The sequence below is a fragment of the Sinobaca qinghaiensis genome (genome assembly GCF_003610495.1).
Lineage (GTDB): Bacteria > Bacillota > Bacilli > Bacillales > Marinococcaceae > Sinobaca > Sinobaca qinghaiensis.
In genome coordinates, this window is the sequence record NZ_RAPK01000009.1 from 333,366 (window position 1) to 352,127 (window position 18,762).

20 protein-coding genes are annotated in these 18,762 nt (G+C 45.3%); 10 read left to right on the plus strand and 10 right to left on the minus strand.

The annotated features are described in order from the left end of the window. Positions 1 to 64: 64 nt before the first annotated feature. The 3 genes from ATL39_RS11475 (at position 65) to ATL39_RS11480 (ending at position 1,862) form a co-directional block, all read left to right on the plus strand. Entirely contained in the window at positions 65 to 1,015 is a 951-nt protein-coding gene (locus ATL39_RS11475; protein ID WP_120193493.1) for an agmatinase family protein, read from the plus strand. A 67-nt stretch (positions 1,016 to 1,082) separates the two neighbouring features. After that, the gene (locus tag ATL39_RS17260) at positions 1,083 to 1,268 is read left to right on the plus strand and encodes a hypothetical protein (protein ID WP_147419355.1); all 186 of its coding nucleotides are present in this window, start codon (positions 1,083 to 1,085) and stop codon (positions 1,266 to 1,268) included. 165 nt (positions 1,269 to 1,433) lie between these two features. Then, on the plus strand, positions 1,434 to 1,862 hold the full coding sequence (locus tag ATL39_RS11480) for a hypothetical protein (protein WP_211326986.1): 429 nt from the start codon (positions 1,434 to 1,436) through the stop codon (positions 1,860 to 1,862). A 48-nt stretch (positions 1,863 to 1,910) separates the two neighbouring features. Here ATL39_RS11480 and ATL39_RS17625 read toward each other — a convergent pair whose 3' ends face one another. The 5 genes from ATL39_RS17625 to ATL39_RS11505 form a co-directional block, all read right to left on the minus strand. Continuing rightward, a complete protein-coding gene (locus tag ATL39_RS17625; protein ID WP_281270895.1) occupies positions 1,911 to 2,036 on the minus strand; it encodes a hypothetical protein in 126 nt (41 codons plus the stop codon). Between the two features lie 175 nt (positions 2,037 to 2,211). Next, positions 2,212 to 3,609 (minus strand): protoporphyrinogen oxidase, encoded by a 1,398-nt coding sequence (hemY, locus tag ATL39_RS11490; RefSeq protein ID WP_120193495.1) that lies wholly within the window; start codon positions 3,607 to 3,609, stop codon positions 2,212 to 2,214. Between the two features lie 5 nt (positions 3,610 to 3,614). Further along, a complete protein-coding gene (gene hemH, locus ATL39_RS11495) occupies positions 3,615 to 4,550 on the minus strand; it encodes a ferrochelatase (RefSeq protein ID WP_120193496.1) in 936 nt (311 codons plus the stop codon). 1 nt (position 4,551) lies between these two features. Continuing rightward, on the minus strand, positions 4,552 to 5,598 hold the full coding sequence (gene hemE, locus ATL39_RS11500; protein WP_120193592.1) for a uroporphyrinogen decarboxylase: 1,047 nt from the start codon (positions 5,596 to 5,598) through the stop codon (positions 4,552 to 4,554). Between the two features lie 207 nt (positions 5,599 to 5,805). Further along, the gene (locus ATL39_RS11505) at positions 5,806 to 7,974 is read right to left on the minus strand and encodes a transglycosylase domain-containing protein (protein WP_120193497.1); all 2,169 of its coding nucleotides are present in this window, start codon (positions 7,972 to 7,974) and stop codon (positions 5,806 to 5,808) included. Positions 7,975 to 8,129: 155 nt separating this feature from the next. On the opposite strand from ATL39_RS11505, the gene ATL39_RS11510 reads away from it, so the two are divergent. Genes ATL39_RS11510 through ATL39_RS11520 form a run of 3 tightly spaced genes read left to right on the plus strand, consistent with a single transcriptional unit; the run spans position 8,130 to position 10,621 of the window. After that, entirely contained in the window at positions 8,130 to 8,654 is a 525-nt protein-coding gene (locus ATL39_RS11510; RefSeq protein ID WP_170146912.1) for an antibiotic biosynthesis monooxygenase family protein, read from the plus strand. A gap of 5 nt (positions 8,655 to 8,659) precedes the next feature. Beyond that, the gene (locus tag ATL39_RS11515) at positions 8,660 to 9,385 is read left to right on the plus strand and encodes a cytochrome c biogenesis CcdA family protein (RefSeq protein WP_342768777.1); all 726 of its coding nucleotides are present in this window, start codon (positions 8,660 to 8,662) and stop codon (positions 9,383 to 9,385) included. A 51-nt stretch (positions 9,386 to 9,436) separates the two neighbouring features. After that, on the plus strand, positions 9,437 to 10,621 hold the full coding sequence (locus ATL39_RS11520) for a M20 family metallopeptidase (RefSeq protein ID WP_120193500.1): 1,185 nt from the start codon (positions 9,437 to 9,439) through the stop codon (positions 10,619 to 10,621). A gap of 45 nt (positions 10,622 to 10,666) precedes the next feature. Here the strand turns inward: ATL39_RS11520 and ATL39_RS11525 are convergent, their stop codons facing one another. Next, positions 10,667 to 11,251, minus strand: a complete 585-nt coding sequence (locus ATL39_RS11525) for a TetR/AcrR family transcriptional regulator (RefSeq protein WP_342768778.1) — start codon at positions 11,249 to 11,251, stop codon at positions 10,667 to 10,669. Positions 11,252 to 11,430: 179 nt separating this feature from the next. Between ATL39_RS11525 and ATL39_RS11530 the strand changes: the two genes are divergently transcribed. Beyond that, positions 11,431 to 12,066 carry an FMN-dependent NADH-azoreductase gene (locus ATL39_RS11530; protein WP_120193501.1) on the plus strand — a complete coding sequence of 212 codons (636 nt, stop codon included), beginning with the start codon at positions 11,431 to 11,433 and terminating at the stop codon, positions 12,064 to 12,066. A 65-nt stretch (positions 12,067 to 12,131) separates the two neighbouring features. Here the strand turns inward: ATL39_RS11530 and ATL39_RS11535 are convergent, their stop codons facing one another. From ATL39_RS11535 to ATL39_RS11550, 4 genes are all read right to left on the minus strand, one after another. Further along, positions 12,132 to 13,352, minus strand: a complete 1,221-nt coding sequence (locus ATL39_RS11535) for an ABC transporter permease (RefSeq protein ID WP_170146913.1) — start codon at positions 13,350 to 13,352, stop codon at positions 12,132 to 12,134. A gap of 1 nt (position 13,353) precedes the next feature. Beyond that, positions 13,354 to 14,094: an ABC transporter ATP-binding protein gene (locus tag ATL39_RS11540; RefSeq protein ID WP_120193503.1), complete on the minus strand. Its 741-nt coding sequence runs from the start codon at positions 14,092 to 14,094 to the stop codon at positions 13,354 to 13,356. A 210-nt stretch (positions 14,095 to 14,304) separates the two neighbouring features. Further along, complete coding sequence (locus ATL39_RS11545) at positions 14,305 to 14,694, minus strand: hypothetical protein (protein WP_120193504.1); 390 nt, start codon at positions 14,692 to 14,694, stop codon at positions 14,305 to 14,307. A 49-nt stretch (positions 14,695 to 14,743) separates the two neighbouring features. After that, positions 14,744 to 16,336, minus strand: coding sequence for a long-chain-fatty-acid--CoA ligase (locus ATL39_RS11550; RefSeq protein WP_120193505.1), 1,593 nt, complete (start codon positions 16,334 to 16,336; stop codon positions 14,744 to 14,746). A 201-nt stretch (positions 16,337 to 16,537) separates the two neighbouring features. On the opposite strand from ATL39_RS11550, the gene ATL39_RS11555 reads away from it, so the two are divergent. The 3 genes from ATL39_RS11555 to ATL39_RS11565 all read left to right on the plus strand — a co-directional run bounded on the left by ATL39_RS11555 (position 16,538) and on the right by ATL39_RS11565 (position 18,757). Next, positions 16,538 to 16,975, plus strand: a complete 438-nt coding sequence (locus ATL39_RS11555; protein ID WP_120193506.1) for an HIT family protein — start codon at positions 16,538 to 16,540, stop codon at positions 16,973 to 16,975. A gap of 98 nt (positions 16,976 to 17,073) precedes the next feature. Next, on the plus strand, positions 17,074 to 18,159 hold the full coding sequence (gene serC, locus ATL39_RS11560) for a 3-phosphoserine/phosphohydroxythreonine transaminase (protein WP_120193507.1): 1,086 nt from the start codon (positions 17,074 to 17,076) through the stop codon (positions 18,157 to 18,159). A gap of 238 nt (positions 18,160 to 18,397) precedes the next feature. Beyond that, complete coding sequence (locus ATL39_RS11565; protein ID WP_120193508.1) at positions 18,398 to 18,757, plus strand: YtxH domain-containing protein; 360 nt, start codon at positions 18,398 to 18,400, stop codon at positions 18,755 to 18,757. The last annotated feature ends 5 nt before the right edge of the window (positions 18,758 to 18,762 follow it).

The window sequence follows — 18,762 nt, forward strand, 5'->3', positions numbered from 1 at the left end:
CTATACAATAAAATAATAAAGTTTTCTTCACATTAAAGCTATATTTAGAAATGAGGGAATGGACATGCAGGATGAAGAATATATTTACGGTAATACACCTTGTTATTTAGGAAGCACCGACGTCTCCGGCGACTGGAAGAAAGCAGCCGGCAAAGATGTGCTGTTTTACGGTGTTCCCTGGGAAGGGGCAGTGACCTGGGGGGACTTTACAGGCTGTGAGCTGGCTCCTAAAGTGATAAGGCTCAGCTCCGCAAGATACAGCGGCTACCTGCCTGAACTTGATCATATAGATGTAAAAGAACATCTAACGATGGGCGATGCCGGCGACATTGACGTTGTTCCATCCAATGTAGAAGAAACGATGAAACGGATTGGCGCATTTGCGGACAAGGCCTGGGACAGCGGTGCATTTTCCATAGCGTTTGGCGGAGACCACGGCATTACCTATCCTATTGTAAAAGCACTGGCTTCCAAAGGAAAAAAAGTCGGCATCATTCATATGGATGCCCATTACGACAACAATGACAGCTCCATGGGGGACCCATACGGCCGGGGCGCTCCATTTGCCCGCCTGTATGAAACAGACGGCGTCCGAAATGAAAGCCTCGTTCACTTAGGCATTCACGGACCGAGAAACAAGCCGGAAAATGGGCGCAGCGCAAAAGAAGCCGGCGCCGTAACGCTCACGCTTCATGATATCCGCAAAAACGGGCACGATCTGGAGGCGTTTGCGGATAAAGTATACGCTATTGCTGCCGAACAGACCGATGCCGTTTACTTAAGCATCTGCAGCGATGTCCTTGACCACGCTTTTAACCCCGGTGGTCCCATTGACGGAAATGGACTTCATTCTCATGAACTATTAACGCTTATTCACGCTTTTGCTAAAAAAGGGCTGATTGGAATGGATTACGTGGAAGTGTATCCCCAGCAGGATCCCAACGACTTTTCCTCTCACTTTGTAACAAACGCCGTGCTTTATGCTTTAGCCGGCCATCAGCTTTCCAAAGCATAATCAAACCCCCTCCTGTGGAGGGGTTTTTTCAGGTAGGCGAGAAAGTTTTCTTTCTCGGCAGTTTTTTGTGGGCAATACACTGGAATGGTCGTATACTAAAAAGAAAAAGGACGATCCTAAGATGCTTGGCAAAGCCAAAAATCATCGATGCGGTCAAGTAACTGTTTCTGTAAAAGAACTGGTGCCCGCTGATAACTTTCTTCGAACCATTTATACAATGAGTGATTTTCAATTTATTGAAGAAAGATACTAAAGGCAGAGGCTGGTAAGCAAAAAGCGGGCAGCGAAAAGGCATACATCGCCAAGAAAGCGCAGCATGACGAGCTGTATACCAGTTGCTGCCGGTTCCGTTTACGATGCTCCGGATAGAGAGTGCCCCATAGCTGAAAAATAATTTGGAGAGCAGGGAGGAAAACAAGTGGAAGAAGAGAGCCGCAAAACCGCTGGCTGGCTTATTATCGTATTGCCTACAGTGATTTATGGGGGAGTTAGTCTACTGCAAATGATTGTTTCCATGGATGCAGGTTATGTAGACAATCCAATTCGGCAGGATTTGTTTCGTGCAGGTCATGCGCATGCGGGAGTGCTCCTTATCTTGGCGTTAGTCGTGCTGTTATATGTGGATCATACTTCCTACGGACCGGGACCGAAGCGCTTTATCCGGCACAGCATTCCATTGTCGGCCATCCTGCTGCCGGTTGGTTTTTTCTTTTCCGTATTAGATCCGCAGGCCACAGAGCCGAATGCTTTTATTTATACTGCTTACGCTGGGGCTGTCCTTCTTGCTGCCGGTTTATTGACGCTTGGCTTTGGCTTGGTGAAAAATAACAGTAGAAATAGAGACTAACACGTCCTTCTTGTTTTAACTCATAGAAAAATGAAAACTATCTAAACTTTAAAAGCTGTCGGGAAAGTTTTCTTTCTCGACAGTCTTTTTATAGGCAGGGGTCTGAATGGGCGGATTCTCGTGAGTGATTCCACCCATGTCCAGGCCAATGCCAATAAAAATAAATTTCTGCATAAAGCCAAATCCCCCAAAGTTCCTGCCTATCCAGCAAAACTGTAAGCTAAGGTGCAGGCAGATCGAAAACAAGAAAGAAAGAAAGAAAGAAAGAAAGAAAGAAAGAAAGAAAAACAACCTTGTTTCTTTCATTTCTTAACAACGTGCAAAACCCCTCCTGTGGAGGGGTTTTTGTTTAGTATTTTTCATGCTGCAGCACAAACTGCGCTCCTTTTTCTCCCTGCAGGATACAATCAGGAAGGCCTACGCCCTCAAAGGCTGCGCCGCCTGCGTATACAGCAGGAAACGCCGTTTGAAGACGATTTCTGGTTTCCGCGAGCGCCTGCTTATGCCCAATCTCGTACTGGGGCATGGATTGTCTCCATCTTGTTACTAAAAAGTCGGAAGGCTCTGCCTGAATCTGCATAATCTTTTCCAAATCATGACGTACAGCATTCAGTATTTCCTCATCCGTTTTTTCGACAATATCTTCTCCGCCGGGCTTTCCTACATAGCAGCGGATTAACGCTTTTCCCGCCGGTGCGGAATGCTTCCATTTGCGGTGGGTCCACGTGCAGGCTGTAATCGTATAGTCTGCTTTTTTGGATACAACAAACCCTGTACCATCAAATGCTTCCGGCACTTCTCCGGCTTCAAACGTCATCGATATCGTAGCTACAGTTGTAGACGGGATACTTCCCAGTGTCTTTTCAATAACCGGATCCTGAAGCAGCCTTGACGTTACGTGCGGAGGGGTTGCCATAATAACATTATCTACTTCTTCAGTGGAGCCGTCTTTAAAATGAAGCATCATGCCGCGGTCCGTTTTGGAAAGCCGCGTCAGCGTCGTATCTTTTTTTACGGCCTCTTCTTCTAAATGGTTTTCAATGGCTTCCACTAAAGAATACAATCCTCTTTCAAAGCTGAGAAAGGCCCCCTTTTTCTTGGAAGGCTCTTCATTTTTATCAGGAGCAGGCGGCTTCAGGCCGCGCATCAGACTCTGATATTTCTGTTCTGCTTCGAAAAACTGGGGGTAAGTCGCCTGCAGGCTGAGCTTATCTATATCCCCCGCATACACTCCTGATAAGAGCGGATCAATCAAATAATCAACCGCTTCACTGCCAAGACGACGGCGGAAAAAGCCGCCGAGGGACTGATCCTCTGCCGGCGAGCTTTTCGGTATCACTAAATCAGCTAAAGCCCGCACTTTTCCTTTAAAGCTGAGAAGAGGCGTTTTCCAAAAAGGCATCCACTTCGTCGGCACACCCATAACTGAACCCTTAGGAATCGGATATAAGTTAGTTTTTTTTAGAATATAAGCCTGGCCGGCATAATTGGAAACCAGCTCTTTATCGATACCTACCTCTTTTGCAAGGCGGGACGCGCTTTCTTTTCGGGCAAGAAAAGAGTCAGGTCCTCTTTCCATAACAAAACCGTTCCGGTATTCCGTCTGTATTTTCCCGCCAAGCCTGCCGCTGCTCTCAAACAGCTTAAACTCCATATCCAGATCATTTGCCATAATAGCTTTCTGCAGGTAATAGGCGGCGGAAAGGCCCGTGATGCCGCCCCCAATAATAGCTGTTTTGGTCGTCATGCCAGTCACTTCTCTACGCTGGCATTCATTTTGCTTTCAATGACATTCGCCAGCGCATTTAGAAATTCAGGCTTTGCATTAGGCATCTCCGGACGATAGTAAGCGGCGCCTACTTCATCTGCCGCGGCTTTACATTCTACGTCGTTATCAAACAAAACTTCCAGATGGTCGGTCACAAATCCTACCGGACAGTAAACAAACGCATTAAATCCCTTATTGCGGGCCAGGTCTTTAGTTAAATCCTGAACATCGGGACCAATCCATGGATCCGGCGTGTTGCCTTCACTCTGCCACCCTATATCATAATGCTTAATGCCTGCCTGTTCGGCGATCATTTCCGCCGTTTCACGCAGCTGCTCCGGATAAGGATCTCCATTGGCCAGAATTTTTTCCGGAAGGCTGTGGGCGGAAAAAATAACGCAGGTTCTGTTTTCGTCTTCTACTTCTGCCAGCGTTTCTTTCACCTGATTGACCCAGTAGTCTATAAAGAGCGGTTCTTTATACCAGCTTTCCACACTGTGGATAACCGGACCGTTAATCTTTTCAGACGTCTCTTTGGCACGTCCGTTGTATGACTTTACGCTGAAGGTGGAAAAGTGCGGAGCCAGAACGATACTGTATGCTTCTTCAATACCGTCTTCTTTCATCTGTTCTACCGCTTCTTCAATAAACGGGTCAATATGTTTAAGGCCCAGGTACATCACAAACTCTACATCTTCATGACGGCTGTTAAGCACCTCTGTCAGGCCGTTTGCCTGATCTTCTGTCAAACGCGCCAGCGGAGAAATACCGCCGATCGCTTTATAACGGGACACCAGGTCTTCGAGTGCTTCTTCTGAAGGCTTTCTGCCGCGGCGGATATGGGTATAGTAAGGCTCTACTTCTTCCAGGCTTCTCGGCGTTCCGTAAGCCATGACGAGGAGTCCAATTTTCTTTTTCATATTAATTACTCTCCTTTGCCTGTTTCGTATAATCATGAACAAACGCGGTCAATCGTTTTAACACCTGTGGATCTACTTCCGGAAAGACGCCGTGTCCCAAATTGAAGATATATGCATCATTTTTTATGCCTTCATCAAGAATAGGCTTTACCTGCTCTTCAATTTTTTCCCACGGTGCCAAGAGAAGCGATGGGTCCAGGTTGCCCTGCAGGGCTTTATGAACGCCTGCCTGCCTTGCTTCTCCAATGCTTGTTCTCCAGTCGAGTCCCATTACATCAATAGGCAGGTCATTCCACTCCTGCATTAAATGACCGGCACCTACACCAAACATAATAAAGGGCACGTCTTTTCTTTGCAGTTCTGTAAATATTCTATGCATTACCGGTTTTACAAACCTCCGGTAATCTGCGGCATTTAATGCTCCGACCCAGGAATCAAAAATCTGAATCGCTTTAGCGCCGGCTTCTATCTGTGCATTAATGTACACGATGGTCATATCAGCCAATTTATTCATAAGCAGATTCCATGCTTCGGGCTTCGCGTGCATAAACGCTTTGGTATGGTGGTAATTTTTCGATGGTCCTCCTTCAATCATGTAGCTTGCCAATGTGAATGGTGCGCCGCTGAAACCGATTAAAGGAACATTCAGCTGCTTTTCGAGCAGGGAAATAGTATCGAATATATACGGAACGTCTTCTTTTGGATGAAGTTCACCAAGCGCTTCGATATCCCGCATGGACCGGACCGGATTGGAAATGACCGGGCCGATGCCTGATTTAATTTCTACATCGACTCCCATGGCTGGAAGCGGAGTCATAATATCTTTATATAAAACAGCTGCATCGTTATTGTATTGATCAACCGGCAGTTTGGTTACATACGCGCATAACTCCGGCTGGTGGGTAATTTCAAATAATGAATATTTTTCTTTTATCTTGCGGTATTCCGGCTGAGATCTTCCCGCCTGTCTCATATACCAAACCGGTACATGATCCGTTGCCTCGCCTCTGCAAGCTTTTAAAAACCGGTCGTTGAATGGCATGTTCATCTCCTGCACCCCTTTTAACTGCACTGATATCATATCGGTGGCCTGTCTTATTCTGTGTGAATTCCATATCATTTTTACCATACTCTTGTCTGAATGTCATGTATAGTACTTATCGCAAAGAGTCATTAATTGTCCATAACGCCTTATGCCGGCGCTGACTTTTTTTCATAAAAAATACCGGCACTATATAAGTGCCGGCTGTCTGCTTTAAGAAGCAGATCCCCAGATGGACCCAACCTCTACTTCCGTAATGTTGGAAGGTTCACCTTCCTGGCTCGTCTGGGAATTAAATGGAACTACTTTGTAATCTTTTAATGAAAATACATTTACTCCTTCGACCGTATAAGAGCCTTCGCCCTGAACTTCAGCAATCTCTGTTTCTTCATCCCCGTCGATTTCGTAAAGCTTATATTTCACCCGGTCGTCCTCGGATGGCGTCCAGGTAAGCTGGACGTTAATCAAACCGGAGCCTTTAAAGCTTAAGGAAGAATTCAGGTCATCGACTTCTCCCATATTGATCGGATCAGCCAGATCCTGCACCCCTTCCGGCTTTTCAAACTCCTGCTGTGATGCTGTCTGCTCCTCCGGAAGACGGTTTAAAATTTCTTTAAACAAAGTAGCGGCGTACGAACTGCCGCCTTCCAGATAATTTTCCTCTGTCGTCTGGTCATACCCCATCCACAGGGATCCCGTCCACTCCGGAGTATAGCCTGCAAACCAGGCATCTCGGGCTGCATCATCCACAGCTTCAAAGGAGGTGGTGCCGGTTTTGCCGGCAAGGGCATAGGAAGTATTGCCGCCTGCTGAACCGGTTCCTTCCAGTACAGCCTGCTCCAGCATCCTTGTCATATACCATGCGTTCTGCGGAGTGGTTACTTCGGTTTCATTTACCTCCCGTTCGCCGATTGTTTCTCCACTTCGGTCTTCAATCTTTTCTATGAAATAAGGTTCTACTTTCATACCGTTATTGGAAAATGACGTATAGGCCCTGGCGATTTCAAGCGGGGACGTTCCTTCAGACAAGCCCCCCAGAGCTACACCCAGTCCTTCATCTTCCACCTGCAGTCCGGCTTCTTCCATCCAGCTTCTGCTGTAGCTTTCTCCGATTTGATCATAGAGCCATACGGCTGACGTGTTCGTAGACTCGATCAATGCCTGTGACATGGAGATTTCACCCTGGTATTCATCATTATTATTGGATGGCTCGTATCCATCATAATCTGTTTTTTCATCCACCAGCATCGAATAAGGTTCGTAGTCGCCGGTATCAAGTGCCGGTCCATATACAGCAAGCGGCTTCATTGCAGACCCCGGCTGACGTTTCATTGTTGTTCGGTTCAGGCCCTGGCGGACATATTCTCTTCCCCCCTGCACCGCTGTCACTCCTCCGGTATCACTGTCCATCATGAAAAAGGAGGCTTCACTTCTGGCTTCGGATGACTCCGGAAAATAACTGCTGTCCTGAAATAAGTCATAGGATATCTGCTGCATCTCATTATTCATTGGTACTGTAATCGTATAACCACCCCGGTACACTTCTTCCGCACTGATTTGATACTTATTTTCTGCTTCTGCTAAAACCATATCAATATACGTATAGTAGGCCGGGTTATTTTCGGTCCGGTGCAGCTCGGAAGGCACCGTTCTGCCCTGCGCGGCTACCGCTTCTTCTGCACTGATAAAGCCGTGCCTCTCCATAACGGAAAGAACAATGTCGCGACGGTCTTTTGACCCCTCCGGATTGTCTACCGGTGAATAAGTAGTTGGTGCTTTAGGCATACCCGCAAGCAGCGCGGCTTCATGAACAGTAAGCTCCGAAGCATCTTTATTAAAATACATTTCTGAAGCAGATTGAATACCGTAAGCCCCGTGGCCGAAATAGATTTGATTTAAATAGTACCCGAGAATTTCATCTTTACTGAATTTCCGCTCCAGTCCCATGGCAATAAGTACTTCTTTTGTTTTTCTCATTAATGATTTGTCATTTGTTAAAAAGGCATTCTTAGCCAGCTGCTGTGTCAGCGTACTTCCGCCTTCAACGGCAGCTCCTGCAAGGATGTCCCGATAAAGCGCACGTGCTATAGCTCTGGGGTCTATTCCCTGGTGCTCGTAAAAACGCACATCTTCAATAGCCACAAATGCCTCTTTAACGTGATCGGGCAGTTCCTCAATATCGACTAAATCTCTATTTTCTTCCTGCAGCTCCGCGATAAGCTCTCCATTTTCGTCTTCAAGCACGGATGTTTCATTCATCACGAGCTCTTTTTCATCAATAGCTGCTGCACCGATGACAACAGAAGAAAGATAAATCCCAAAACTTAATATAATAAATGCTGTACCAAGTACAAGTACAACCAGCCATTTCTTTTTTAACATGTTCGTGTTCCTTTCTTACAGCCTTCCATATTTCTTTCTGGATTAAAAACCTTTACAATTGAATAAAGCGTTTTATTTCACCAATAGAAAACGAAAGTCTGTATACGCTTTTCATGCTTCTTTACACCAGTCGTTTCTTAAGGAGGAAAAGTTACATGAGCTATGCCCGCTTTGACAGAAAACAAGCTGACATTCTAATTACGAAACCATCTATAAAAATGATTCAACTGTCAGCTGAAACAGAAAATAATTCTTCAGCGGAGGCATGGTACGCTGAAGAACTCGATGATTCCATTAAATCCGAAGCTACCCATACCGTTATCAATAAAACCGGCGCTCTGCCGGCCCGCTCTTTTATTGTCTGCAATAACGTTCCCGTGCTTGAAGAAAAGCAGCCCCAGTTCGAAGAACGCTTTCTGCAGAGGGCCGGGAAAGTCGAAAAAGAGCCCGGTTTTGAAGCTATACGTATTTTAAAGCCAATCCATTCAGATGTAAATGTCATTATCACTTTTTGGCGGGATGCTTCTTTTTTTGAAGATTGGCAGAACTCCGACGCCTATAAAGAAGCACATAAACATAGAAACACGAAGCAGGGGTTATCAAAAAGTATTTTCTCCCGTCCTTCCTATGTAGAATACTACAATGGCATTCTGCATGCGGCAGGCGGGATGGATGATTAAATGAGGTGACAGCATTGAATGAAATTAGTATTTGGCTTGCCTTCGGCGCAGGCGTTATTTCTTTTTTATCGCCCTGTATATTTCCATTAATTCCGGCTTATTTGGCCCAGCTTACCGGCACTTCCATCACGGACAGCAAGGTGGAAGCTTCGCGGAGCATGATTCTCTCCAGAAGCGTTGGGTTTATAATGGGATTTACGATTATTTTTCTTCTTTTAGGAGCTTCCTCTACTTTTCTCGGGCAGCAGTTTGCCCGCTGGGGGAACATGATCGAGCAGCTCGGAGCAGTGATTATTGTTTTATTCGGCCTGCAGATGGCAGGTATTATTTCCATCCGTGCCCTGCTGTCTGAAAAACGCATACATAAAAAGCCAACTCATTCGTCCAGCTTCTTGGGCTCTATTTCCCTCGGCTTGATATTTGCGGCCGGATGGTCGCCGTGCATCGGCCTGGTGCTCGGTTCTATTCTTGCCATGGCCAGCCAGTCGGATACACTCTACTCCGGGATAACGATGCTGTTATTTTATTCAGCCGGGCTCGGTGTTCCTTTTATTATCGTGGCCCTTCTTTATTCGAGGTCACTGAACAAGCTGAAACGCTGGAACAAATGGCTGCCCCGTCTCCAAATAACGAGCGGCTATATTATGATTGCGCTTGGCATTATGATTTTCACCGGCCATTTCCAAATGCTGTCGAGCTATCTGGCCCGGTTTGTGCCATTCGGCATTTAAGCAAACTCACATTACAAACACACTCTGCACTATACAGAAAGGAAGAATACGATGAATACAGAAACGTCTCTATACGAATTGCTTGATGGCCGCTATGAGGAAATGGTGGAAATAAGACGTCACCTTCACCAGCATCCCGAACTTTCTTTTCAAGAAGAAAATACTCCGGCTTACATTGCGGACTACCATGAAAAGCTTGGTCTTGAGGTTCAGACGAAGGTCGGCGGACGCGGCGTCGTATCAACGCTCAAAGGCGGCCGTCCCGGCCCCGTAACAGCCCTGCGCGCCGATTTTGACGCCCTTCCCATCCACGAGCAGACCGGGCTTCCCTTCTCTTCTAAAGTAGACGGAGTGATGCACGCCTGCGGCCATGACGGTCATACGGCTACGCTTCTTGTTCTTGCCAAATGCTTAACCGAAATAAAAGAAGAAATAGAAGGAACTATCGTATTTATCCATCAGCACGCGGAGGAGTTTGCCCCGGGAGGCGCCATCGCCATGATTGAAGACGGCTGCCTCGAAGGAGTGGATGTTATATTCGGCACCCACCTCTGGGCAACCACTCCATATGGTACGATCCAGCACTGCAACGGGCCGATGATGGCAGCGGCAGATCGCTTTGAAATTGAAATAATTGGTCAGGGCGGACATGGTGCCATGCCTCATTTAACGAAAGATGCCGTACTTATCGGCTCCCAGCTCGTTACCCAGATTCAGCAGATTGTCAGCCGCTACGTTGATCCGCAGAAGCCGGCCGTCGTATCCGTTGGCTCTTTTGAAGCCTCCAATGCATTTAACGTGATTGCAGACCGGGCGAAATTGACCGGAACGGTGCGGACATTTGATCCCGGAGTGAGGGATTTAATTGAAGAAGAACTGGAAGTCATCACCAATGGTATTGTTTCCAGCTGGGGAGCGGAAGCTGATTTCCATTACTACCGCGGTTACCCGCCTGTCGTAAATCACGAAAAGGAAACCGCCTATCTGGCAGCATGTGCTTCCAATGTGCCGGGGGTTGAAAAAACAGAAGAAATGAAGCCGGAAATGGGCGGCGAGGATTTCGCCTACTACCTGGAAAACATAAAAGGAAGCTTCTTCTTCACCGGAGCAGAAAATCCGGAATGGACAAAAACCTATCCGCATCATCATCCTAAGTTTGATATCGATGAAAGAGCGATGCTTACCGCTGCCAAAGTAATGGCTAAAGCTGTCCTTGATTATCCGGGACAGGCGTAAGAATCAAAAAAAAGCTCCTCCCACTAGGGAAGAGCTTCTTTTTATCTATTCAGCTGTTACATAAAAGTCCATGCCGTACATGAAATAAGGCAGCGCCAGTCTTATATACTCCTCCGGTGCAATAGAGCTGCTCTGTTTCCAGTCTACCGATGCCCCGTAAATCCCCCAGCTCAGCATAAATGCAGCTATTCTTAACGATTCATCGCTGTCTGCTGCATGCTGTTTCAGCAGAGCCTGATAAAATATCGCTTCCAGCTTCTTTTTAATGATGGCTTCAATCGTAACCGAAAAAGCCTGAAAGCTTCTTCTGCACTGAGAAGACAGCGACAGGTGAAACGTCGTGATGGATAAAAATATACTTACAATTGTGTCTTCCGTCAGTTTTTCATGCTGGGCAATTTCATTGCTGACATTCATCATCAAGTCTTCGGTTAATGATTTCTCCAGCAGGTCATATTTATCCGTAAAATGAGAATAGAATGTCGCACGATTTACCGTAGCCTCTGCGGTAATATCCTTAATCGTAATATCCTTAACATCTTTTTTCATGGCAAGCTCAATAAAGGAATCCATAATTAATTTTCTCGTCCGCTTAATACGCGGATCTATTTTGATTTCAGACATAGTCATACACGTGAACATCCTCTCTACTTATTAAACATTTTCGTCCATATGTTGTTTAAACAATAAAAGCCAGGAACTATTGGTTGAATAACGGAATGAAAGTCTATATAGTGTGATTATACAACAAGTGTTGGATAAACGAACCTTGTTTTTAAAATTTTACAATAAACGGAGGAAATTATTACATGAATGTATTAGTAGTAAAAGCAAATAACCGCCCTGATGGAGTCTCTACAAAAATGTACGAAACTTTTATGGAGAGCGTCCAGGGAAAAGAAAATTTAAATGTAAACACATTCGATGTGTTTGAAGAAGATATGCCTTACTTCGGCCAGGATCTATTCAACGCAATTGGCAAAATTCAAAACGACGGAGAACTTTCCGACGTAGAGCAGCGCATTGTTAATGCCAAGCAGAAAGCAAAAGACGCGCTTGCAGCTGCAGACGTTCTTGTATTTGCCTTCCCGCTCTGGAACCTGACTATTCCAGCTAAGCTTCAGACATTTATTGATTATATTGCAGAAGCCGGCTTCACGTTCAAATACGACCAGTACGGTAACCTTGAACAGCTGATGTCCGAGAAGAAAGTTATTCTTCTAAACGCACGCGGCGGAGTTTATTCCCTTCCAGAAGCAGCTCCAATGGATATGTCCGTCACTTATATGCGCAACCTGTTCGGCGGTCTGTATGGCATGGATATTCTTAATGAAATCATCATTGAAGGACACAATGCGATGCCGGAGAAATCCGAAGAAATTATTCAGGACGGCCTTGATGAAGTAAAAGCCGCTGCTGAAAACCTTTCTTACCAAAACGCATAATTTTCCTTATACAAAAAACCATTTTCAGGCCGGGCAGCAGCCCGCTTGAAAATGGTTTTTTTACGTTATGAAAGCTCCAGCCGGTTTTTCGGTCTCTGCCGGGCCAGATAATAGCTGAGCAGCAGTCCCGCTCCTAAAATAACAAGGGAAAACAGCATATACGTCCCTAAAAGGAGATACGCCGCAGAAAAAAGAATCGACTGCAGCAAAAGCAGGCGCAGTACTAAAAACTGAAAAGAATATTCTTTTTCCGATAACGCCAACGGATACAGATCCGGCCAGATATTCGTATCAAAATGATACCACAATGTCCGAAGCTGTACGCCTGTTAAATAAACAAACAGCACGCTTACCAGTACCCTCAGCCATTCAAAAGGAAAAGCATACATCACAAGGCAGCCCACAAGCAGAAGCCTGGCATACATTCCTAAATACTCTCCTGAGCGTACAAATGCTTTAACATACATATAACGGTAGGCTTTATCTTTCTGGAAAGGCATGCGATCGGCGAGGCCGGACAGCCACCTTCTCCGTTTTACCGGTGTTTTGATGAAAGGCACATCGGCAAATGATTGAATAAATCGGTAAAAAGCAGAAAGCCTGCGCTGTTCCATGGAAAAAACAGCTTCCCATTTCAACGCATACTTTTTTGACAGTCTGCCGTGATAAGCAAGGTATGCTCCTGCCATCGCAGCAAGCAGCAGAGCTGCCAGAAGCCATGACGCATCAGAGAAAACGACATACAGCACAGAAGCCGTAAGCAGAATTCTTCCGAACAGAAGCCCCCATCTTATCCGGTGATCCTGCAGTCTCCACTCCGCCCAGGCCGAAGCAATATTCCAGCCTTTAACCGCGAGAATAACAACAAGCACAAGCAGGAAGCTGTTGGATTCTTCAAACAGCCGATTTTGATAAAGCGGACCAAGAATAAAATAAAGCAGGACAATAAATAAAGACTGGAGCACGTAAGAATATAAGACGCTTTTTCTAAAATACGGACCGAGCTGATTTTCCATCGGCAGCAAAAATACCATATCCGCCTCTTTCAAAAAGGTCCGGATCGGATTCCTCGTCAGAAAATACGTAAATACGAGCGTGAATAATTCGAGCACGGGCACATAGGCCGGCAGCCATTCCAGAAAGGCAGGATACATAAAGCCGCCTACCAGAAATAAGGCATAGATGCTGAACATAAAACCGCTGTTGGCGACAAGCCTTAAATAACGGATCGCAGTACCGGCAAATTCCCCGGCACGTTCCTCCCAAAGCCGATCTAACGTCCCCATCTTAAATCGCTCCTTTAGCGACTTCGATGTAAAGATCATCCAGCAGGGCTCCAGGCATGCCTGCCTGTTCCTGAAGCTCCTCCATTGTTCCCTGCAGCTTGATGCGTCCCTCATGAAGCACGATAAAGCGGTCGCAGTAGCGTTCTGCTGTTGCCAATATGTGGGTGGACATTAATATTCCGGCGCCGTCATTTTTCATTTTCACCATCATATCCAGCAGTGCTTTAATCGCTAAGGGATCGAGTCCAATAAATGGTTCATCCACGACATACAGCTCGGGTTCGATGAGAAAGGCGCACATAATCATTACTTTCTGGCGCATCCCTTTGGAGAAATGGCTCGGAAACCAATTTTTCATTTTGGTCATCCGGTATTCTTCCATGAGACGCTCCGCACGTTCTTCAAATACCTTTTCTTCTATTCCATAAGCCATCGCTGTTAACCTCATATGTTCCCATAACGTCAGCTCATCATATAAAATCGGTGTTTCGGGAATATAGGTGAAATGCCTGCGGTATTCCTCCGGTCCATCCATCAGGCGCTTGCCATGAATGCTTACGGTTCCTTCTATAGCTTCCATTAATCCAAGCACATGTTTAATCGTTGTACTTTTACCGGCACCGTTTAAGCCGATCAAGCCGACGATCTCATTTTGTTTTACAGTGAAATTCAATCCGTGAAGGACTGGTTTATGAACGTTGTATCCGCCGCTCATGTTTTGTACATTCAGCAGTTCCGCCATTGTAAAAGCTCCTTTTATGTAAAAATTAAAATGATGTGATCATGACTGCTTGAAAATTATATCATAATTCCGCATTTTTCTGATGACCGCGTGCTTCCTTTTCATCAATTAAGATGCCCTGGAGGGAACGGTGATTTGAATGATATACGGAAAACACGGCAAAACAAAAGAAACCGCTCTTAAGGAAGAGACAGGTTTCTTTCTTCTTATTTATATTTTTTCTGACGGCCAGCTGCGAAATCCAATTACTTTTTCGTTTGTATGAAATTCCTTAAACTGATTCACCAATTCTTCATAGGAAATACCGCTGTTAACAAACACTTTTCCGTAATCGGAGGATTGTTCCGGCGCCAGGGCTTCCAAACGATATCCTTCCCCTATATCAACCGCTTGAATCATTTCAATTTCCAGACCGGAATGAATGCAGCCTAAAGAAACAAATTCCAGCTCTTGATGAGTGATATCAGCGAGCGTTTCTTTAATTTGTTCCCAGCTTGGATCGATCACTTCCCCTTTTGCTGTTGTGAGGGACCAGTATTTATCTTTTGGAGCTTCAGTCCGGTTGTCCGGCTCCTTTTTAAAAAAATCAAATAGTCCCATAGGCCACATCCTTTATTTAATAGACTGAGCGGTTACAAGATATTCTGCTTTAATTTACCAGCTTATCGGAATCGTTCCAAAGCTGCTTTCGCAGCTGAACTTTTTGTATTTTGCCGGAAGCTGTTTTCGGCAGTTCCTTGACGAAATTAATGCTTTTCGGCGCTTTAAAATGAGCCATTTTTTCTCGTGCGTATGCAATGACGTCCTCTTCTGTCAGACTGCTTCCTTCTCTTTTCACAACAACCGCATGGGGAATCTCGCCCCATTTTTCATGAGGCAGGGCCACTACGGCTGTTTCCACAATATCCGGATGCTGATATAAATACCCTTCTACTTCTATGGAAGAGATGTTTTCCCCGCCGCTGATAATGACGTCTTTTTTCCGGTCTACAATTTCTATATAGCCATTGTCAAACACGACCGCCATATCTCCGGTATGCAGCCAGCCGTGCTGGATCGTTTCGGCTGTCGCTTCGGGATTTTTGAAATATCCTTCCATCACATTGTTGCTCCGTACGACAATTTCGCCTACAGCCGTTCCGTTTTTTTCTACTTCTTCATAGGCTTCATTTACTACTTTTACTTCTGATCCGATAAGCGAATAACCGGTCTTTGACTTTAGGCGCTGCTGCTCTTTAACCGGCAGATGCTCATCATTTGACGTAATCTGCGATGTCGTAACAAGCGGGGAGATTTCAGTCATGCCGTACACATGAATAAACTCCCAGCCCAGCTCATTTTCCGTCATTTCAATGAAAGCAGGCGGCGGTGCCGACCCGGCTACAACGATGCGTACATGATGATCCATCCGGCACTCTTCTTTATGCAGGTGGTAATATTCCAGCAGCATATTTAATACAGTAGGTGCCATATGAAGGATGCTGATTTTATGCTTTTTAATATTGTTAAAAATAGATTCCGGGTCTATTTTACGCTGCATTACCTGCGTAACACCATTTGCCGTATAGTAAAAAGGCGATCCCCAGCCGTTCACGTGGAACATAGGCAGCACATGCAGCATTTTATCGTTTTCCCTGATTCTTAAATGGTGCATCGTGGACAAAGCGTGCAGATAGTTGCTGCGGTGGGTCAGAAGCACCCCTTTTGGGTTTCCTGTCGTTCCGCTCGTATAAAGCAGGCTTGCTATATCATGCTCATCTACTTCCACCCGGTCAAACCATTTTCCATCAAACCCGCTGAGCCAGTTTTCGTATCCTATAGCCGTCTTTGTATCTGCCTCTTCCCCGTGCAGAATAATCGTTTCAATGGATGTTAAATTGCCGAGAATCGGCTCCAGCTGTTTGAACAGCGTTTTATCAGCAAACAGCACTTTGCTTTCGCTGTGATTTAAAATAAATTCATAATCCTCGGCAGTTAGTCTCGTGTTCAGCGGTGTCATAACAGCACCGAGCTGGTAGACGCCATAAAACCCTTCCAGCATTTCCACGGCGTTCGGGCTTAGATAGGCCACCTTGTCCCCTTTTTTAATATTAAGCGCTTTCAATCCATTCGACAGCTGATTCACCCTGTACTGCAGTTCTCCGTAGGTTACGGTTCTTTCTCCATCTACTGCTGCTGTTTTCCCGCCATAAAGCTCGGCCGCTCTGTCTAAAAAGGTCGTTAATACGAGAGGGACGTACATAAGCATCCTCCTAAATGTTGTAATAGTAAAATATTTATTTCATTGTACCACAACAAAAATACCCTGTTTTATATAAGTTTTGATGCCGTAAAAAGGGAATTCTTCTATAACAAATCTTCCCTCCCCTGCCATTCCTGCTTTTCATTTCCGGCAATCCTACGTATGATAGAAAGTAAATCCCAGATGAAGGAGAGATCAGCCATGGCATTAGAACACGACTGCATTTTCTGTAAAATTATTAAGGGGGATATCCCTGCTTCTATCGTATATGAAGACGAAGATCTGCTGGCGTTTACCGACCTCGGCCAGGTAACGAAAGGACATACGCTTCTTATCCCGAAGGATCATCAGAAAAACATCTACGAACTTCAGCCGGAAACAGCCTCCCGGTTGTTCAGCAAAGCTCCCGCCATTGCCAACGCCATTAAAGAAGCATTCAGCCCGGCCGGCATGAACCTTCTCAACAATAATGAAGCAGCTGCTTCCCAATCCGTGTTTCACTATCATCTTCATTTTATCCCGCGCTACGATGACACAGACGGGTTCCAGCCTTCATTTGCTGATCATTCCGATGACTATTCCGCAGAAGAACTGCAGAAAATCGCTTCACAAATTGGCGAAGCTTTGAAAAAACAATAATCCTTACCGCCTCTGTTCTGGCTGTTTTATACTTTGTTTGTTAAACTATTCACATGAACCTAAATATCTCTATCGGAGTAAAGGAGTCGACCTATTCAATGACTAGAGCACATAATTTTAATGCAGGACCGGCCGCTCTTCCAACAGAAGTGCTGGAAAAAGCCCAAAAGGAACTGACTAATTTCAACAACACCGGGATGTCTGTTATGGAACTCAGCCATCGCAGCGCTGATTATGAAGAAGTGCACAACAATGCTGCCGCGCTGATGAAAGAACTTATGAATATACCCGACGACTATGAAGTCTTGTTTCTTCAAGGCGGAGCGAGTCTCCAGTTTTCCATGCTTCCTATGAATTTTCTTCCCGAAAAAGCTCCTGGTAACTATGTGCTGACCGGCTCCTGGTCGGAGAAGGCCCTCAAAGAAGCAGAAGCGATGGGACCGACAAAAGTAGGAGGAAGCGCAAAAGAAACAAACTATACCTACATTCCTGCATTTGACTCCCTTGATATGGATAATGATGATGCGTATGTGCATATTACTTCTAATAACACGATATTCGGCACGCAGTGGCAGGATTTTGACTATGACTGGAAAGCCCCGCTGTTTGCCGATATGTCGAGCGATATTTTGAGCCGGCCTATTCCAGTAGAACGATTTTCTGTTATTTATGCCGGTGCCCAGAAGAATCTCGGTCCTTCCGGTGTTACTACCGTCATTATCAAGAAAAGCCTGATTGAAAATGAAAAAAGCGGTGTGCCGACTGTACTTAAATACAGCACCCACTCTAAAGCAAATTCTCTTTACCATACCCCTCCGACCTTTGCTATTTACATGCTCAATAATGTACTGGAATGGATCAAAGCAAACGGTGGAGCCGAAGGCATGGAAAAAAGAAACAAACAAAAATCCGATACCATCTATGCGGCTATTGATGAGAGCAGCGGTTTTTATACGGGCCATGCGGAAAAAGACAGCCGCTCGCGCATGAACGTAACGTTCACTCTCCCGTCTGAAGACTTAACGAAAGCCTTTTTGACAGAAGCAAAAGAAAATGGCTTTATTGGCTTGAACGGCCATCGTTCCGTAGGCGGCTGCCGCGCTTCTATTTATAATGCAGTGACTCAGGAGTCCTGCGACGCTCTTGCCTCTTTCATGAAAAAATTTCATGAATCCAACCGCTGATCATTATTTTAAAAAAATGAGCCTTTGCTCTCGTTTATTTTCTGCAGCATTAAATAAGTGAACGCTGAAGAATCCGGGATGCCGGGTTCTTTTTTTTATGGATATATATACTGATCACGGAATTGCGTGAATAATTTCACTCGTGATGCTTTCTTTTTCTCTGAATTTTTCTTATACTGTTATTAAAGAATAGTATTTTAAAAAAACCGTTTCTTATGCTGAAAGGAAGTGAGTTCTAATGAATACGAAATCATTAGTATTAGGAATTTCTGTAGGAACCATTGCAGGAAGTATTATTATGCTGCTTACCTCTCCATCCTCCGGTCGGAAAAACCGGGACGCGCTGATCCGCGGCGACTGGACATACTGGCGCGATTCCAGTGCTTCCAAAAAGGGAAAAAGGCTGATGCAGGACTGGCAGGACATGGCCGCAGAAGGATTTGAAGCAGTCGATGGTTTTTCCAAAGAAATGAGTAAAACATATACCCGCTATAAAGAAGAAGTGGAACCTGAAGTAGAAACGATCCAATCACAGATCAAGGAAATTTCCGAAGCAGTATCTCAGCTGAATAAAAAGATTCGTAAAGAACTCAAATAATCATT

Excerpts from the sequence above, each read along its gene's own strand:
- ATL39_RS11475 (WP_120193493.1), top strand. The coding sequence starts at position 65 with ATGCAGGATGAAGAATATATTTACGGTAATACACCTTGTTATTTAGGA.
- ATL39_RS17625 (WP_281270895.1), bottom strand. The coding sequence starts at position 2,036 with ATGCAGAAATTTATTTTTATTGGCATTGGCCTGGACATGGGTGGAATC.
- hemY (WP_120193495.1), bottom strand. The coding sequence starts at position 3,609 with ATGACGACCAAAACAGCTATTATTGGGGGCGGCATCACGGGCCTTTCC.
- hemH (WP_120193496.1), bottom strand. The coding sequence starts at position 4,550 with ATGAAAAAGAAAATTGGACTCCTCGTCATGGCTTACGGAACGCCGAGA.
- hemE (WP_120193592.1), bottom strand. The coding sequence starts at position 5,598 with ATGAACATGCCATTCAACGACCGGTTTTTAAAAGCTTGCAGAGGCGAG.
- ATL39_RS11505 (WP_120193497.1), bottom strand. The coding sequence starts at position 7,974 with ATGTTAAAAAAGAAATGGCTGGTTGTACTTGTACTTGGTACAGCATTT.
- ATL39_RS11510 (WP_170146912.1), top strand. The coding sequence starts at position 8,130 with ATGAGCTATGCCCGCTTTGACAGAAAACAAGCTGACATTCTAATTACG.
- ATL39_RS11520 (WP_120193500.1), top strand. The coding sequence starts at position 9,437 with ATGAATACAGAAACGTCTCTATACGAATTGCTTGATGGCCGCTATGAG.
- ATL39_RS11525 (WP_342768778.1), bottom strand. The coding sequence starts at position 11,251 with ATGACTATGTCTGAAATCAAAATAGATCCGCGTATTAAGCGGACGAGA.
- ATL39_RS11530 (WP_120193501.1), top strand. The coding sequence starts at position 11,431 with ATGAATGTATTAGTAGTAAAAGCAAATAACCGCCCTGATGGAGTCTCT.
- ATL39_RS11535 (WP_170146913.1), bottom strand. The coding sequence starts at position 13,352 with ATGGGGACGTTAGATCGGCTTTGGGAGGAACGTGCCGGGGAATTTGCC.
- ATL39_RS11540 (WP_120193503.1), bottom strand. The coding sequence starts at position 14,094 with ATGGCGGAACTGCTGAATGTACAAAACATGAGCGGCGGATACAACGTT.
- ATL39_RS11545 (WP_120193504.1), bottom strand. The coding sequence starts at position 14,694 with ATGGGACTATTTGATTTTTTTAAAAAGGAGCCGGACAACCGGACTGAA.
- ATL39_RS11550 (WP_120193505.1), bottom strand. The coding sequence starts at position 16,336 with ATGTACGTCCCTCTCGTATTAACGACCTTTTTAGACAGAGCGGCCGAG.
- ATL39_RS11555 (WP_120193506.1), top strand. The coding sequence starts at position 16,538 with ATGGCATTAGAACACGACTGCATTTTCTGTAAAATTATTAAGGGGGAT.
- serC (WP_120193507.1), top strand. The coding sequence starts at position 17,074 with ATGACTAGAGCACATAATTTTAATGCAGGACCGGCCGCTCTTCCAACA.
- ATL39_RS11565 (WP_120193508.1), top strand. The coding sequence starts at position 18,398 with ATGAATACGAAATCATTAGTATTAGGAATTTCTGTAGGAACCATTGCA.